The sequence below is a fragment of the Bacillus sp. DJP31 genome, from assembly GCF_049310945.1.
GTDB lineage: Bacteria > Bacillota > Bacilli > Bacillales > SA4 > Bacillus_BS.
On record NZ_JBMERO010000021.1, the window covers coordinates 44,400 to 59,838 of the forward strand.

A 15,439-nucleotide genomic window follows, 5' to 3' on the forward strand; every position below is an offset into this window, starting at 1 on the left:
GTACCTCATTTCCCAAGAGGGTGTCTCTTGCGGAAAACCTCATACATAAGCAAACTTCCCGCTACCGAAGCATTCAGTGATGTTACCCTCCCAGCCATAGGTAGGCTTACTAGAAAGTCACAGCTTTCTCGAACTAACCGGCTCATTCCTTTACCTTCGCTCCCAATCACTAATCCAAGAGGTAATGTCGTTTCCATCTGTCGATAATCGATTTTTCCAGATGCATCCGTTCCGATGATCCATACCCCTTTTTCCTTTAATTCCTCTATTGTTCTTGTCATATTCGTTACTCGAACAACAGGGATATACTCAATGGCTCCTGTTGATGCTTTTGCCACGGTTGCTGTAAGTCCAACAGCTCTTCGCTTCGGTATAATGACTCCATGTGCTCCCGCTGCATCTGCTGTTCTTAAGATCGAACCTAGGTTATGCGGGTCCTCAATTTCATCTAACAAAATAAAAAACGGATCTTGCTCTCTTTCCTTAGCAAGCTGGAACAAATCATCTAGTTCTGCATACTGATAAGCTGCAACATAGGCCACAATTCCTTGATGGGTTCCATCTGATGTTAACTGATCTAGCTTTTTTCTAGGTGTAAATTGAACAATAACCCCATTTTCTTTAGCTAAATCCAAAACTTGCTGTGTTTGCCCCTTTTGAGCCCCCTCAGCAATTAGAATTTTATTCATATCACGTCCAGATCTTAACGCTTCTAGAACAGGGTTTTTTCCATACAAAATCTCTTCAGACATTTATTTTCCTCCTTTCTTTTCTTCAATTAATTCAATGGATAGTTCAATAAGTTCTGTTAATCTTTCGTGATTTTTCGTTAAAAAGTGATGACCAATTAAGGCTTCAAACCCTGTACTGTATCGGTAGGTTTGTACATCTGTGTTTTTAGGGGTTGTTCCGGATTTCGCATTTCTCCCCCTCTTCACAATCCCTTCTTCTTCTTCTGTAATGATACCCCTATTAAATAACTCATGAATAATGTAAGCTTGTGCCTTAGCTGATACAAAGCTAGTCGCTTCTTTGTGTAGCTTATTGGGACGAACACTTCCTTTTAATAAAAGGTGATGCCTTATCTGTGATTCATATATGGCATCACCCATATAAGCTAGAGCTAAACTATTTAATAAATTTGCATTGATTTCCTTATATTGATTCATAATTTATCCTCTTTTCCACCTAATCCCTTGTGGAGTATCTTCAAGGATAATGTTTACATTTTTTAGGTGATCTCGAATCTGATCGGCTAGTGGAAAATCACGGTTATTTCTAGCTTCGATACGTTTTTGTATGAGCTCTTCAATTTCTTCATCTAACATCTCTGCATGTTTTTCCATGGTCAAGCCGAGGACTCCCATTAACTCTTCAAACAATCCTGTGAAACTATGGATAACACCTTCAGATGTTGTCTTTTCTAACAAATAAAGGTTAGCTGTTTTGGTAAGGTCAAAAATGACGGAGATGGCATTTGCTGTATTAAAGTCATCATCCATTTCTGATTTGAAAGACTCACGAAAACCCTCTAGCTTTTCTACCCAAATCTGATCATTTTCCGTTAAATTTGTACTGCTTTTTATGCGATGCTTTAAATTTTCATAAGAAGTAACGATTCGTTCATATCCATTTTGCGCACTATCTACTAAATCCTGACTAAAATTAATGGGATGGCGATAATGCACAGATAACATAAAAAATCGAAGGACTTGAGGGTCAACTGTCTTGATAATGTCGTGAACAAGAATAAAATTACCTAATGATTTCGACATTTTCTCATTGTTAATGTTAATGTATCCATTATGCATCCAGTAGTTTGAAAATGTCTTTTCATTCAGGGCTTCCGATTGGGCAATCTCATTTTCATGATGCGGAAACGTTAAATCTTGACCTCCTGCATGAATATCAATCGTGTCTCCGAGGTATTTTTTTGCCATTGCCGAGCATTCGATATGCCACCCCGGCCTTCCATTCCCCCACGGACTATCCCAGGAAATTTCCCCTTCCTTCGCAGTCTTCCATAAGGCAAAGTCTAATGGGTCTTGTTTCTTTTCTCCAATTTCAATTCTAGCGCCTAATCGTAAATCATCAATAGATTGATGCGATAGCTTACCGTATCCTTCAAAGGACCTTGTCTTAAAGTACACATCTCCTTCTGACTCATACGCATAACCCTTTTCAATCAGCTGTTCAATAAATTCAACGATAATATCCATACTTTCCATTACTCGAGGATGGTAATCTGCCTTTTTGCAACCTAATGCTTCTACATCTTCAAAATAAGCCTCAATAAAACGATTAGCAATCGTTGGAACATCTTCCCCTAGTTCCTTAGCTACTCGGATTAATTTATCATCAACATCTGTAAAATTTGAAATAAACTGTACATCATATCCGCTATATTCAAAATATCGTCTCACTGTATCAAAGACAATAGCTGGCCTAGCATTACCTATGTGAATATAGTTATAAACCGTTGGACCACACACATATATTTTGACCTTACCTTCTTCAATCGGTTGAAACTCTTCCTTTTTTCTTCTTAATGTATTATAAAGTTGGATGGCCACTTTCAATCTTCCCTTCCTTTAGCTGTTTTAATTCTATTTGCAATCTCTCTAGCTCGACCTCTAGAACCTTGAAGCGATCTGCCACTGGATCTGGTAAATTGCAATGGTCTAAATCCTTCTTGATTCTAACTCCATCCTGAATGACGACTCTTCCTGGAATTCCGACAACAGTTGAATTCGGAGAAACATCATGTAATACGACCGATCCTGCTCCTACCTTAGAGTTTTCCCCAATAGTAATGGAACCTAACACCTTTGCCCCTGTTGCGATTAAGGCATTATCTTTAATCGTCGGGTGCCGTTTTCCCTTTTCTTTTCCAGTTCCACCGAGAGTAACACCCTGAAAGATGGTAACATTATCTCCAATTTCACAGGTTTCTCCAATCACCACACCCATTCCATGGTCAATGAAGAATCTTCTTCCAATTGTAGCACCTGGATGTATTTCAATACCTGTGAAAAAACGACTGATTTGCGAAATACTCCTGGCAATAAAGAATAACTTTCGCTTATAAAAAGTATGTGCGAGACGGTGAGACCAGATGGCATGTAGTCCAGAATAGGTCAAAACGACTTCAAATGAGCTTCTCGCTGCTGGATCTTGTTCAAACACAACCTGTATATCCTCTTTAAACCTCTTTAACCACCTAAACAACTTGACTCCCTCCCCTGTAATGCTAAAGCTAGAAACTAAACCCTAGTTAAATATCATATTTCTCACTAATAAAAATATAAAAAAGCGCCTCTGTGTAATAACACAGAGACGCTTGTATGCGCGGTTCCACTCTGATTAGACAAAATAAAATGTCTCAACTCTGACTCTCATAACGGTGAGTATCCGCTTCTACCTACTAAACGCAATCGTAGTTCAATAGAAGACTCAGAGGTGCACTTCAGAAGCATTGTTCTTAGAACCACTTTCAGCCAGTGATGGTTCTCTCTAGAATAGGAACATATGCACTTACTTTCCTCGTCAGCATTTTACATTTTATTATACCCTTACTATATTACATATTAGAACAATTGTTAACCAATAAGTTGCTTAATTCTTAATGTAACTTTTTCTTTACCTAATAAGGAGATTGCTTTTGGTAGATCCGGGCCATGTGTTTGTCCAGTTGTTGCTACTCTAATTGGCATAAATAGCTTCTGTCCTTTTTGACCTGTTGCTTTTTGAGTTGCCTTAATTGCAGATTTAATTTCTTCAGCTCCAAAAACCTCTAAGCGATTAAGTTCAACAAGAAATGCTTTCATAACCTCTGGGACTTGATCCTCAGATATGACCTCTTTTGCCTCATCATCGTATTGGATCTCAGTCTTATAGAAAAGCTCTGTTAACTCAACAATTTCAGCACCAAAACTCATTTTCTCCTGATAAAGGGCTATTAGATCTCGTGCCCAAGCCATTTCTGATTCTGATGGAGTTGCACTAATTCTACCTACCTTCACTAAATGTGGTAGAGAAAGTCCGACTACCTGATCTAAGTCTAGCTTCTTCATATATTGATTGTTCATCCATGTGAGTTTTTGTGTATCAAAAACAGCAGGAGACTTCGAAAGACGAGCTGGGTCGAATATTTCAATAAACTGCTCTTTACTAAAAATCTCTTCCTCCCCAACCGGCGACCAACCCAATAGACTGATAAAGTTAAATAGAGCTTCTGGAAGATAACCTAACGCTTCATATTGCTCAATAAATTGAATAATACTTTCATCCCGCTTACTTAACTTTTTACGCTGATCATTTACAATCAAGGTCATATGTCCAAATGTCGGAATGGACCAATTGAGAGCTTCGTATATCATCATCTGCTTTGGTGTATTTGAAATATGGTCTTCTCCGCGAAGTACATGCGTAATTTTCATTAAATAATCATCTACGACTACAGCAAAATTATAAGTAGGTATGCCATCCTTTTTGACGATAACAAAATCACCTATTCCATCAGCTTCAAAGCTTATTTCCCCTTTAACCATATCGTTAAAACGATACACTTTTCCCTCTGGTACTCGGAAGCGAATACTCGGTTGTCTTCCTTCCTTTTCAAAGGCTTCTCGATCAGCTTCTGTTAAATCACGGTGTCTTCCTGAATAACGAGGCATTTCAGAACGAGCAAGTTGTTCTTCTCTTTCATGCTCTATCTCTTCTTCTGTGAAATAGCATTTATAAGCAAGACCCTTTACCAGTAATTCTTCGTAATATTTTTGATATAAGTCATTACGCTCTGATTGTCTGTATGGACCAAATTCACCGCCAACATCTGTGCTCTCGTCCCAATCTACACCTAACCATTTTAAATATTTCAGCTGGCTCTCTTCTCCACCTTCAATATTACGCTTTTGGTCTGTATCTTCAATTCGGATAATAAATTTTCCGTTTTGATTTCTGGCAAATAAGTAATTAAATATAGCTGCTCTTGCATTCCCAATATGTAAATGCCCTGTTGGACTAGGCGCATAGCGTACTCGTACTTCATTTAACATCAAATAAACACCATCCTATTAAGCTTTTATCCTTCAACCAAGGGTTGCCCCTAGTAATATTTCAAAACTAACAAGCCTTATTTTATCATCACATGAAGGATGTTGCACCTTCTATTCACTCGGATTTAGGCCCTATTTAAATCTTTTTCTGAATTAAAATGACCGCTTGAGCTGCAATGCCTTCTCCACGACCCGTGAAGCCAAGCTTTTCAGTCGTTGTTGCTTTGACATTGACTTGCCCAGGCGTTGCATGAAGTAACTCAGCAATTTGTTCTTTCATACTTTCGATATGAGGGGCCATCTTTGGCATTTGTGCAATAATAGTACAGTCTAGATTCATCAGGACATATCCACGTTGTTCAACCAAATCCCAAACATGAGATAATAATTTGGCTGAATCAGCTCCTTTATAGGCTGGGTCCGTGTCAGGAAAATGCTTTCCGATGTCCCCCTCCCCGATAGCACCCAAACAAGCATCTGCAATCGTATGTAATAAAACATCTGCATCAGAATGTCCAATTAACCCTTTCTCGTAAGGGATCGTAATGCCACCAATAATCAGTGGATACCCAACACCAAGCTGGTGAACGTCAAAGCCTTGTCCAATTCGAAACATAGTAAATTCCCCCTTTATTTTTGACGTTTCTGTAAAATTGATTCTCCATATGTAAGATCTTCTGGCGTGGTTAGTTTAATATTTTCATAATCACCCATAACAATCGTGATAGGCATTCCTAAATATTCAACCAGACTTGCCTCATCTGTCCCAATAAAACCCGCTCGTATTGCCTGTTCATATGCCTCTACTAGAATTGCAACACGAAAAGCCTGTGGGGTTTGTACAGCCCACAAGCTTGATCGCTCAACCGTTTCATCCACTAAATTATTAGTCACTTTTTTTATTGTATCTTTTACTGGTACCGCTAATATTGCGGCACCCTGTTTTGATGCTACATGAACAAGCTCGTGAATTTTTTCGATTGTGACGAAGGGTCTTGCACCATCATGAACTAGAACCAGCTCAACATTAGAATCCATCTTCACTAACCCATTATAAACACTATGCTGTCTTTCTTTGCCACCTCTAACAAGGTGTTGTACTTTTTTGATCTGATACGTCCATAACATTTCCTCAAAAGTAGCGGTTTCTTTCTCATTAATAACAAGGATAATTCCAGTACAGTCAGGGTCATGTTCAAATACGCTTAGTGTATGGATAATGACAGGTAACTGTCCCAACTGAATAAATTGCTTGTTTATCCCGGCATTCATTCTTTTACCTTGACCTGCAGCCGGTATCACGACTTTGTATTTCATATTTCCTCCACGTTACAATGCTTTTTCTAGTAGTTTTAGCTTTGCAAAGATCATTCGACCAGCAGATGTTTGAAGTACACTTGTGACAAGAACATCGATTCTTCTACCAATGTATTCTCGACCGTCTTCCACAACAATCATCGTACCGTCATCTAAGTAAGCCACTCCCTGATTATATTCCTTACCATCCTTAATGACTTGGACGTTAAGCTCTTCTCCCGGAAGTACAACTGGTTTAACAGCATTAGCTAAGTCATTGATATTTAATACGGCCACATTTTGCAGCTCACATACTTTGTTTAAGTTAAAATCATTCGTCACCACTACACCCGAAGTTATTTTTGCAAGCTTTACTAGTTTACTATCCACTTCTTGAATCTCATCAAAGTCACCCTCATAAATCTCAACCTTGATTGCTAGTTCTTTTTGGATTCTATTTAGTATATCTAGGCCTCTACGCCCACGATTTCTTTTTAGTACATCTGATGAATCGGCAATATGCTGTAATTCTTCTAAAATAAACTGAGGGATGACGATTGTCCCCTCTAAAAAACCAGTCTGACAAATATCTGCCACTCTGCCATCTATAATGACACTTGTATCTAGGATCTTTAATTTTTCTTTCTCAATCACTTCATCTTCTTCATTTTCTTTCTTTTTTCCCATTCGGTTGACCGAGAATAGATTGATTAATTCATCCCGCTTTTTAAAGCTTACTTGAAAGCCAAGATAGCCAAGTAACAAGGTTAACAAGAGCGGAATGACGGTATTTACAAGTGGGAATTGAATCGTCTTTATAGGAATAGCAATTAAAAACGCCACAATTAGTCCAAAGATTAATCCTAAACTTCCGAATAGCAAATCCACAATAGGTGCTTTTACAAGAGCTTCTTCAACCCATTTTATAAAGTCAACAACAAAATCGACTAACCAAAATGTTATGATAAAGAATATAATTGCACCTAATCCAGCTTTTATATAAGGAGAATTTAATAACGGAAAAGTACCCACATCTAATAAAGAAAATAAGGACGGGATTAAGAAAATTCCTAGTGTTCCACCAATGAGTAAAAAGCTTAATTGTACAAATCGTTTTATCATACATTCACCTCCTATTAATTCATTATAAACATTTTGCCATCTTTGAAACCTATTATTACAATTGTTTGTTAAAAATGTTGTCTATTTGACATAGACTTGTAAAAAAATAACAAAGATTTATCTATAATAGGAAGTATCGGACGAAATGATTTGTTTTTTCGGTGTACAATTTGTTTGATAATATAGCAGTAAAGTAAAAAAATGTCAACTTTACATATTTTTACTCTCACCATTTTCCAAGTGTGATTTGCAGAGCCTGTTTTACATGATCCACACCAACAAGCTCAATCCCTTTTGGCACTGTCCAATTCCCTATATTTCTAGTTGGTATAATAGCTCGTTTAAATCCTAGCTTTGCTGCTTCCTGTACTCGTTGCTCTATTCTTGATACCCGGCGAACTTCTCCTGTTAAACCTACTTCTCCAATGAGAATGTCAGTTGCAGAAGATGCTTGGTCTTTAAAACTAGAAGCTATACTTACAGCTACAGCTAGATCAATAGCAGGCTCATCAAGCTTTACCCCACCAGCAACTTTTAAATAAGCATCCTGATTTTGCAGTAACAGTCCGACCCGTTTCTCAAGTACTGCCATGAGCAAGGAAACGCGATTTACATCCAGACCTGTTGCCATTCTTCTCGGATTCCCAAAACTTGTTGGAGACACGAGTGCCTGTATTTCAACTAGTACCGGACGAGTCCCTTCCATAGAGGCTACAACTGTTGATCCTGCCGCACCCTTTGAACGTTCTTCAAGAAAGATTTCCGATGGATTTTTAACTTCCTCCAAACCCTCTTCTTTCATTTCAAAGATACCCATTTCATTTGTTGAGCCAAACCGGTTCTTAACTGCCCGCAAGATCCTATATGAATGATGACGTTCACCTTCAAAATATAGAACCGTATCTACCATATGCTCCAAAATTCGTGGCCCCGCTATATTGCCTTCCTTAGTAACGTGGCCAACAATAAAAATAGCTATATTTTTCGTTTTTGCAATGCGCATGAGCTCAGACGTACATTCTCTAACCTGTGACACACTGCCTGGTGCTGACTGAATCTGTGGATGATAAACAGTTTGAATGGAATCTATAATGACAAATGAAGGATTAATCTGTTCAATTGATTTTGTGATATATTCAAGATCTGTTTCAGCTAACACATATAAGGCATCTGACGAGACCGTAAGTCGATCCGCTCTTAGCTTTGTTTGCTTGACTGATTCTTCACCAGATATATAAAGGACCTCTTGATCATTTGATGCTAAGTAGGCGGAAATCTGAAGTAGGAGTGTTGACTTTCCAATACCTGGGTCTCCTCCGATTAGTACGAGTGATCCCCGAACGATCCCACCACCAAGTACACGGTTAAATTCAGTAATGTCTGTCTTAATCCTTGGTTCTTGAATGGTCTCGACTTCCTTAAGTCTAAGAGGCTTAGAAGCTCCTTCATTAGCTGAGGTTGTAAAGGTGAGTTTTCTAGAGGACTTACTTTGTTCCATCTCTTCTGTTAAGGTATTCCATTCACCACATCCTGGACATTTCCCCATCCACTTAGCAGACTCATACCCACAATCTTGGCACATAAATTTTGTTTTAATTTTGACCATGGTAACTCCTTTCTTGAGCAGTTTCTCAACTATAAATGTTATCGGTAAATGAAAGAAAAGAGAGGGCCAAATAGCCCTCTACAGTATACTTGACTTCTCAACCTGTTTCACAACAAACTCGTTGTTTTCAACACTAAGCTCAATCTTGTGTCCTCTTTCGAACAATCCTCTTAATAGTTCTTCAGAAAGTCGGTCTTCAACATTCTTTTGGATGGACCTTCTTAAAGGTCGTGCCCCGTATTCAAGGTCATTACCTTCTTCCGCAAGTTTATCTAGTGCACTGTCTGTTACAACTAAATCAATATCTTGTTCAATTAAACGTTTTATTAATTGTTCACTCATAAGAGTCACAATATCTTTCAAGTGCTTCTTTTCAAGTGAATGGAACACAATGATTTCGTCAATTCGATTTAGGAATTCAGGACGGAAGGCTTTCTTCAATTCCTCCAAGACCTTCCCTTTCATATCCTTATAGTCCCGACCTTCGTCTTGGACATTAAATCCAACATATTTATTACGTCTCAACGTGTCTGCACCAACGTTAGATGTCATAATAACAATCGTATTGCGGAAATCAATAGCACGACCCTTTGAGTCAGTTAAACGACCATCCTCTAATACCTGTAACAGGATATTAAATACATCTGGGTGAGCCTTTTCAACTTCGTCTAACAGGACAACCGAATAAGGCTTTCTTCGTACCTTCTCTGTTAATTGACCACCTTCTTCATATCCTACATACCCTGGCGGGGAACCAACAAGGCGAGAAGTTGAATGCTTCTCCATATATTCGGACATGTCCACTCGAATCATAGCATCTTCGTCACCAAACATGGACTCTGCCAAAGCACGAGCAAGCTCTGTTTTACCAACACCTGTTGGGCCAAGGAAAATAAAGGATCCAATCGGACGCTTAGGATCTTTAAGCCCCGCTCTCGCACGACGAACTGCTTTTGAGACTGCTATTACAGCTTCCTTTTGACCAATTACTCTCGAGTGGAGAATTTCTTCAAGCTTTAATAGCTTTTCAGTCTCAGACTCCGCGAGCTTTGAAACCGGTATTCGAGTCCATGCAGCTACAACGAGGGCGATATCTTCAGTTGTAACCTCTGAATTCTCTTGCCCTTGCTTTTCTTTCCAAGTCTTTTTGGTTCCTTCTAACTGTTCACGAATTCGCTGCTCGGTGTCTCTTAGTGAAGCTGCCTTTTCAAACTCTTGACTTTGGACAGCTGAGTCTTTCTCTTTTCTTACTTCTTCTAGCTTTTGCTCTAACTCTTTTAAGTTAGGTGGAGTTGTGTAAGAGCGTAAACGTACTTTTGAGGCCGCTTCGTCAATTAAATCAATGGCCTTATCTGGCAAAAAGCGATCTGGAATATATCGATCAGACAATTTTACGGCTTCTATAATGGCTTCATCTGTTATAGATACGCGGTGGTGTGCTTCATAACGGTCACGTAAGCCTTTTAAAATTTGAATGGACTCATCAACACTTGGTTCATCCACCTGGATTGGCTGGAAACGTCTTTCTAAAGCCGCGTCCTTTTCAATATACTTTCGGTATTCATCCAATGTAGTTGCCCCAATACATTGAAGTTCGCCTCTTGCTAATGATGGCTTTAAGATATTAGATGCATCAATCGCACCCTCAGCCCCACCAGCACCAATTAATGTGTGAAGTTCATCAATGAATAAGATAATATTTCCTGCATTCCTGATCTCATCCATCACTTTCTTTAAACGATCTTCAAATTCTCCGCGATATTTTGTTCCTGCAACAACAGTTCCCATATCAAGAGTCATCACTCGCTTATCTCTTAACGTCTCGGGGATTTCATTGTTAACAATTTGTTGAGCTAATCCTTCTGCAATCGCTGTTTTACCGACTCCAGGCTCTCCAATTAAAACTGGATTGTTTTTTGTTCGACGACTTAGTACTTCAATAACACGTTGAATTTCCTTACTGCGTCCTATTACTGGATCGAGGCTTCCCTCTCTAGCAATAGCTGTTAAATCTCTCGCTAAACTATCAAGGGTTGGTGTATTGGCATGGACAGAGGTCCCACCCTGGTGTGAGCTCGATGAAGACTCATTACTACCAAGCAACTGCAGGACTTGCTGACGGGCTTTATTCAAGCTAACCCCTAGGTTATTTAAAACTCGTGCGGCAACACCTTCACCTTCACGAATTAGACCTAGTAGGATATGTTCGGTTCCGACATACGAATGACCTAGTTTCCGAGCTTCATCCATCGAAAGCTCAATTACCTTCTTTGCTCTTGGTGTATAATGAATAGTCTGTGAGGCATCTTGTCCTCTGCCAATCAGTGTCTCTACTTCTTTTTGAATTTTTTCCGGACTTAGACCGAGAGCCAATAGTGCCTTAGCGGCAATACCCTCACCTTCACGAACAAGACCAAGCAATATATGCTCTGTACCTATATTATTGTGTCCTAGACGGACTGCCTCTTCTTGAGCCAAAGCTAAGACCTTCTGAGCACGTTCTGTAAAACGTCCAAACATCATATCGTTTTGCCTCCTTCATCATTCATTAAATGATCTTTTTCCATATTTAATCTTTCCCTAATTATGGTTGCTCTTCTAACATCACGTTCATTTGCTCTAAGTGCCCCTCCAGCATACTGCTGTAAAAATCCAGGCTGAGTTAAAATCATTAGTTCATTAAGTATATTACGAGATACATTTTTTATGAAACCTAAATCAATGCCTAGTCTCACATCCGACAAGCACCTAGCAGCTTCTTTCGACTCAATGATTCTACTATAGGCCAAAATACCAAATGACCTATGAACACGATCCTCCAGCTGGATTCCAGATGTTTTCGTTAAAGCCTCACGTGCTGATCGTTCTTGAACAATCAACTGCTGAACGACACTCTTTAAATCTTCTACAATATCCTCTTCGGTTTTCCCTAAAGTTATTTGGTTAGAAATTTGAAAGATATTCCCCAAAGCTTCGCTACCTTCACCGTATATTCCTCTAACCACTAATCCTAACTGATTGATTGCAGGAATGATTCGATTCATCTGTTGTGTGATGACTAAGGATGGCAAATGCATCATGACAGATGCTCTCATCCCAGTTCCAACGTTTGTAGGGCAGCTTGTTAAGTAGCCTCTCTTTTCATCAAAAGCATAATCTACATGTTCCTCGATCCAATCATCTAATCCACTTGCCACTTTAAGTGCTTCTGTCAATTGAAACCCTGGAAATAAACACTGAATGCGAATGTGGTCTTCTTCATTGATCATAATACTAACAGCTTCATTTTCTGAAAGTAAACATGCTCCAAAACTCGCATCTTCTGCTAAATGTGGACTTATCAGATGTTTCTCGACAAGCACCCTCTTTTCAATGGGCTGAAGCTCATTCATTCTCAGCAATTCAAATTTACCAACCGTATCATATATCTGATTAACTAGTGATTTTTCAAATAAATGTATAATCTCACTTGCTTCATCGTTTGTAGAAACAATAGGAAACTGGTACATCTCTATATTACGTGCAAGCCGTATTCGACTGCTTAATACAATATCAGCATCTGGGCCTTCTTGACTCATCCATGGACTAACTGCCTGGTCAATAAATCGTTGAAGTGACATAGCGTTAATGCCCCTCCCTATCTTGATTGTTTAATGAGCCTTCTAATTCTCTTATTTGGTCTCTCAACTTGGCTGCAGCCTCAAATTCTTCCTTAGTTACCAATTCTTTTAGCTCTGCTCTTAATTGCTCGATTTGCTTCTTCACATGGATATTTCCACCAATCCGTTTCGGGATCTTACCAGTATGAATTGTATTTCCACTATGCAATCTTCTCAACACTGGTTCAAGCTGGAGCTGAAAGGTCCTATAGCAGTTTGAGCACCCAAATCTTCCTGCTTTTACAAATTGTTGGAACGTCATTTTACACCGTTCACATTGTAATACTTCCGTTTGTGTAAATGCATTTGTTGCTGTTCCCTTAAAAGATTGTTCAAAGTTAAGTAATCCTTCAAGTAAATTAGTGAAAGAGAAACCAGCCCCCTCTGAAAACATAGAAAGCTCACCTTTTTCCTTTGCACACTGATCACACAAGTGAATTTCCGACTTTTCACTATTTATGATTTTAGTAAAATGCAAAGTTGCGGGTCTTTTTTGACATTCTTGACAAACCACTAGTCACCACTCCCCTAGGCGATTAAAGAAATTCGGATTGGCTATTTATATTTCAATGTATTTAACATCGATATTAGTAGACGAGAACGGAGTTCATCTCTATATGGTAAATTTAACATCAGGACTGAACGGTCTATGACGCTTAACATAATTTTAGCTTCTCTATGAGTGATCATGGCTTCTTCTACAAGCCTAACAATTATGTCCTCAGCATTGCTTTGTGACAATTCCTTATGAATTAACTGCAATATTTGATCAATCAGATGGATTCTATCATGAATTTCAACCTTGACGATTCGGATGTAACCCCCTCCGCCACGCTTGCTCTCAACTATATAGCCTCTTTCCAATGTAAAGCGCGTATTAATAACATAATTGATTTGAGATGGAACGCACTGGAACTTATCTGCTATCTCATTCCTCTTAATTTCGATTGCCTTGTCCCTGCTAACATTCAATACCTGCTTTAAATAATGTTCAATAACATCAGATATATTTCTCACTCAACCCCCTGCCCTTCTGACTTTGACTATCTTTGACTATAATAACATTATATAAAGACCTACATGAATTTTCAACTATCAACACTTAGTCTAGAACTATCCTTGCCAAAAAACGATCAAAACATAATGATTTCATTTTAACTTTGTAAAATTATGTACTCCTTTAATTAAAAATAACTGTTCAAGTAAGTCGACTTGATTATATGCATTTAAATTAAACGAAATTATGGTTTGATCTTGCTGGCAAACAATATTTGTGATTTTCCCATTGAATTCATTAATACATTGTATGACCTTAAATAGCTCTTCTCTTACTGATATACTTACCTTTAGGTAATCTCTTCTTCTTCTCTGTAAGAAATGATTCTCGAACTTATTTAGGGCTATAAGAATGACCAAAATGATAAAAGTTGTAATAATAGCAACAGAATAAAGGCCTACACCGATAATTAAACCTAATCCTGCTACCACCCATATAGATGCTGCAGTTGTTAGTCCTCTTACTGTCGAATCCTTCACTAATATTGTTCCTGCACCGAGGAACCCAATACCACTAATCACATAGGATGGAATCCTTGCTGGGTCAAATTGTATATGTTCATTATCTAGAAAAGGTTCAAACCCATACAATGAGAGAATCATCATAAGACAAGAACCTACACCAACTAATAGATGGGTTCGAAATCCTGCTGGATGTTGATTAACCTCTCTCTCTATTCCAACTAATCCACATAATAAAACGGCTAACAACAACCTCCCCACAATGATTGGAAGTTCAGGATGAAGCGTAATATTCATCATCAAAATTGCCCCCTTCTCTATTCTGTGCTTTATCAAAGGGTATAGAGATTGGGGAAATAATATGCTATACGATAAAAAGATGACCTATGAAATGCAGAAAGGCAACGCTATGAATGAGCTACTTTCGCATTAATGATCTTGTTTTTTTACTAACTAATGAGTTCTTTACGTAATTGTTTACTAGAAAACCGAAGGCTTCACTGAAATCGCAGCGTTATGTGTCGAAACTCAGTTTTATGCGTCAACCAAAAGACATCTGCCTAAAAAGGCGTATATTATCACGAGTGTTGATTAACCAATAAAACCCAAAAAAAGTATACCAAAAAGGACACCTTTCTTGTAGAATGATGTTTGCTGACAAACAAACTACAGAAGAGGTGCCCTCTTGAAGAAGAATAACACATTCCACAATTTGTTTCAAAAAATTGTTTCAGAAGAAGAAATAGCTTCTATTCAGGATGCCATCGGCTACAAAGATACAGTTTAAACTTGATGTTGTAACACTTATTAATTACCTGCTCTGTGCTTCAATGAATGAGCTCAAAAGTTATCGAGAATGCGCTGATGTAGGCGACCAGCATCGACTTCCAAAGATTAATCATTCCACTCTCTCAAAAAAGGGTGGTCATTTGGACTACAACATCATGAAGAAATTATTCCATTTAGTTGTGTCTAAATGCAATCTTGGTGACACGTCGATCACTAAAGATTTCAAAGGAGCTTCTCTTGGTAGACTCCACCACGATCACAGTGGGAAAGTCACGACTTCCTTGGGCCCTTTATCACGGAGAGCGTGCAGGAATCAAACTGCATGTCAGCTACTCTCCCCTCACTGAAATGCCCGTTCAAATCGTTGAAACTACAGGACTTGTTCATGATGG

14 protein-coding genes, 1 pseudogene and 1 other annotated feature are annotated in these 15,439 nt (G+C 38.6%); of the genes and pseudogenes, 1 reads left to right on the forward strand and 14 read right to left on the reverse strand.

Features of this window, described 5'->3' with window-relative positions; all coding sequences use genetic code 11:
* Window positions 1–5: 5 nt before the first annotated feature.
* From rlmB to ACOI1C_RS16920, 14 genes are all read right to left on the reverse strand, one after another.
* On the reverse strand, window positions 6–752 hold the full coding sequence (rlmB, locus tag ACOI1C_RS16855; RefSeq protein ID WP_422511759.1) for a 23S rRNA (guanosine(2251)-2'-O)-methyltransferase RlmB: 747 nt from the start codon (window positions 750–752) through the stop codon (window positions 6–8).
* Window positions 753–1,169: a Mini-ribonuclease 3 gene (locus tag ACOI1C_RS16860; protein ID WP_422511760.1), complete on the reverse strand. Its 417-nt coding sequence runs from the start codon at window positions 1,167–1,169 to the stop codon at window positions 753–755.
* Between the two features lie 3 nt (window positions 1,170–1,172).
* Window positions 1,173–2,573 carry a cysteine--tRNA ligase gene (cysS, locus tag ACOI1C_RS16865; protein WP_422511761.1) on the reverse strand — a complete coding sequence of 467 codons (1,401 nt, stop codon included), beginning with the start codon at window positions 2,571–2,573 and terminating at the stop codon, window positions 1,173–1,175.
* Complete coding sequence (gene cysE / locus ACOI1C_RS16870) at window positions 2,554–3,228, reverse strand: serine O-acetyltransferase (RefSeq protein WP_422511762.1); 675 nt, start codon at window positions 3,226–3,228, stop codon at window positions 2,554–2,556. Before cysE ends, cysS begins: the two co-directional genes overlap by 20 nt.
* A gap of 101 nt (window positions 3,229–3,329) precedes the next feature.
* Window positions 3,330–3,559 (reverse strand) — a binding site (T-box leader).
* A gap of 40 nt (window positions 3,560–3,599) precedes the next feature.
* A complete protein-coding gene (gene gltX, locus ACOI1C_RS16875; RefSeq protein WP_422511763.1) occupies window positions 3,600–5,057 on the reverse strand; it encodes a glutamate--tRNA ligase in 1,458 nt (485 codons plus the stop codon).
* Window positions 5,058–5,193: 136 nt separating this feature from the next.
* Window positions 5,194–5,673, reverse strand: a complete 480-nt coding sequence (gene ispF / locus ACOI1C_RS16880) for a 2-C-methyl-D-erythritol 2,4-cyclodiphosphate synthase (RefSeq protein ID WP_422511764.1) — start codon at window positions 5,671–5,673, stop codon at window positions 5,194–5,196.
* A gap of 14 nt (window positions 5,674–5,687) precedes the next feature.
* On the reverse strand, window positions 5,688–6,374 hold the full coding sequence (gene ispD, locus ACOI1C_RS16885; RefSeq protein WP_422511765.1) for a 2-C-methyl-D-erythritol 4-phosphate cytidylyltransferase: 687 nt from the start codon (window positions 6,372–6,374) through the stop codon (window positions 5,688–5,690).
* Between the two features lie 12 nt (window positions 6,375–6,386).
* Entirely contained in the window at window positions 6,387–7,475 is a 1,089-nt protein-coding gene (locus ACOI1C_RS16890) for a PIN/TRAM domain-containing protein (protein ID WP_422511766.1), read from the reverse strand.
* A gap of 226 nt (window positions 7,476–7,701) precedes the next feature.
* A complete protein-coding gene (gene radA / locus ACOI1C_RS16895; protein ID WP_422511767.1) occupies window positions 7,702–9,081 on the reverse strand; it encodes a DNA repair protein RadA in 1,380 nt (459 codons plus the stop codon).
* 78 nt (window positions 9,082–9,159) lie between these two features.
* Window positions 9,160–11,604: an ATP-dependent protease ATP-binding subunit ClpC gene (gene clpC, locus ACOI1C_RS16900; RefSeq protein WP_422511768.1), complete on the reverse strand. Its 2,445-nt coding sequence runs from the start codon at window positions 11,602–11,604 to the stop codon at window positions 9,160–9,162.
* The gene (locus ACOI1C_RS16905) at window positions 11,601–12,701 is read right to left on the reverse strand and encodes a protein arginine kinase (RefSeq protein WP_422511769.1); all 1,101 of its coding nucleotides are present in this window, start codon (window positions 12,699–12,701) and stop codon (window positions 11,601–11,603) included. Before ACOI1C_RS16905 ends, clpC begins: the two co-directional genes overlap by 4 nt.
* 4 nt (window positions 12,702–12,705) lie before the next feature.
* On the reverse strand, window positions 12,706–13,254 hold the full coding sequence (locus ACOI1C_RS16910) for a UvrB/UvrC motif-containing protein (RefSeq protein WP_422511770.1): 549 nt from the start codon (window positions 13,252–13,254) through the stop codon (window positions 12,706–12,708).
* A gap of 41 nt (window positions 13,255–13,295) precedes the next feature.
* The gene (locus tag ACOI1C_RS16915) at window positions 13,296–13,757 is read right to left on the reverse strand and encodes a CtsR family transcriptional regulator (RefSeq protein ID WP_422511771.1); all 462 of its coding nucleotides are present in this window, start codon (window positions 13,755–13,757) and stop codon (window positions 13,296–13,298) included.
* Window positions 13,758–13,889: 132 nt separating this feature from the next.
* Window positions 13,890–14,558 carry an MgtC/SapB family protein gene (locus ACOI1C_RS16920; RefSeq protein WP_422511772.1) on the reverse strand — a complete coding sequence of 223 codons (669 nt, stop codon included), beginning with the start codon at window positions 14,556–14,558 and terminating at the stop codon, window positions 13,890–13,892.
* Window positions 14,559–15,308: 750 nt separating this feature from the next.
* On the opposite strand from ACOI1C_RS16920, the pseudogene ACOI1C_RS16925 reads away from it, so the two are divergent.
* A pseudogene (locus ACOI1C_RS16925) lies at window positions 15,309–15,439 on the forward strand (IS4 family transposase); the annotation flags it as partial.

Excerpts from the sequence above, each read along its gene's own strand:
- rlmB (WP_422511759.1), bottom strand. The coding sequence starts at position 752 with ATGTCTGAAGAGATTTTGTATGGAAAAAACCCTGTTCTAGAAGCGTTA.
- ACOI1C_RS16860 (WP_422511760.1), bottom strand. The coding sequence starts at position 1,169 with ATGAATCAATATAAGGAAATCAATGCAAATTTATTAAATAGTTTAGCT.
- gltX (WP_422511763.1), bottom strand. The coding sequence starts at position 5,057 with ATGTTAAATGAAGTACGAGTACGCTATGCGCCTAGTCCAACAGGGCAT.
- ispF (WP_422511764.1), bottom strand. The coding sequence starts at position 5,673 with ATGTTTCGAATTGGACAAGGCTTTGACGTTCACCAGCTTGGTGTTGGG.
- ispD (WP_422511765.1), bottom strand. The coding sequence starts at position 6,374 with ATGAAATACAAAGTCGTGATACCGGCTGCAGGTCAAGGTAAAAGAATG.
- ACOI1C_RS16890 (WP_422511766.1), bottom strand. The coding sequence starts at position 7,475 with ATGATAAAACGATTTGTACAATTAAGCTTTTTACTCATTGGTGGAACA.
- radA (WP_422511767.1), bottom strand. The coding sequence starts at position 9,081 with ATGGTCAAAATTAAAACAAAATTTATGTGCCAAGATTGTGGGTATGAG.
- clpC (WP_422511768.1), bottom strand. The coding sequence starts at position 11,604 with ATGATGTTTGGACGTTTTACAGAACGTGCTCAGAAGGTCTTAGCTTTG.
- ACOI1C_RS16905 (WP_422511769.1), bottom strand. The coding sequence starts at position 12,701 with ATGTCACTTCAACGATTTATTGACCAGGCAGTTAGTCCATGGATGAGT.
- ACOI1C_RS16920 (WP_422511772.1), bottom strand. The coding sequence starts at position 14,558 with ATGATGAATATTACGCTTCATCCTGAACTTCCAATCATTGTGGGGAGG.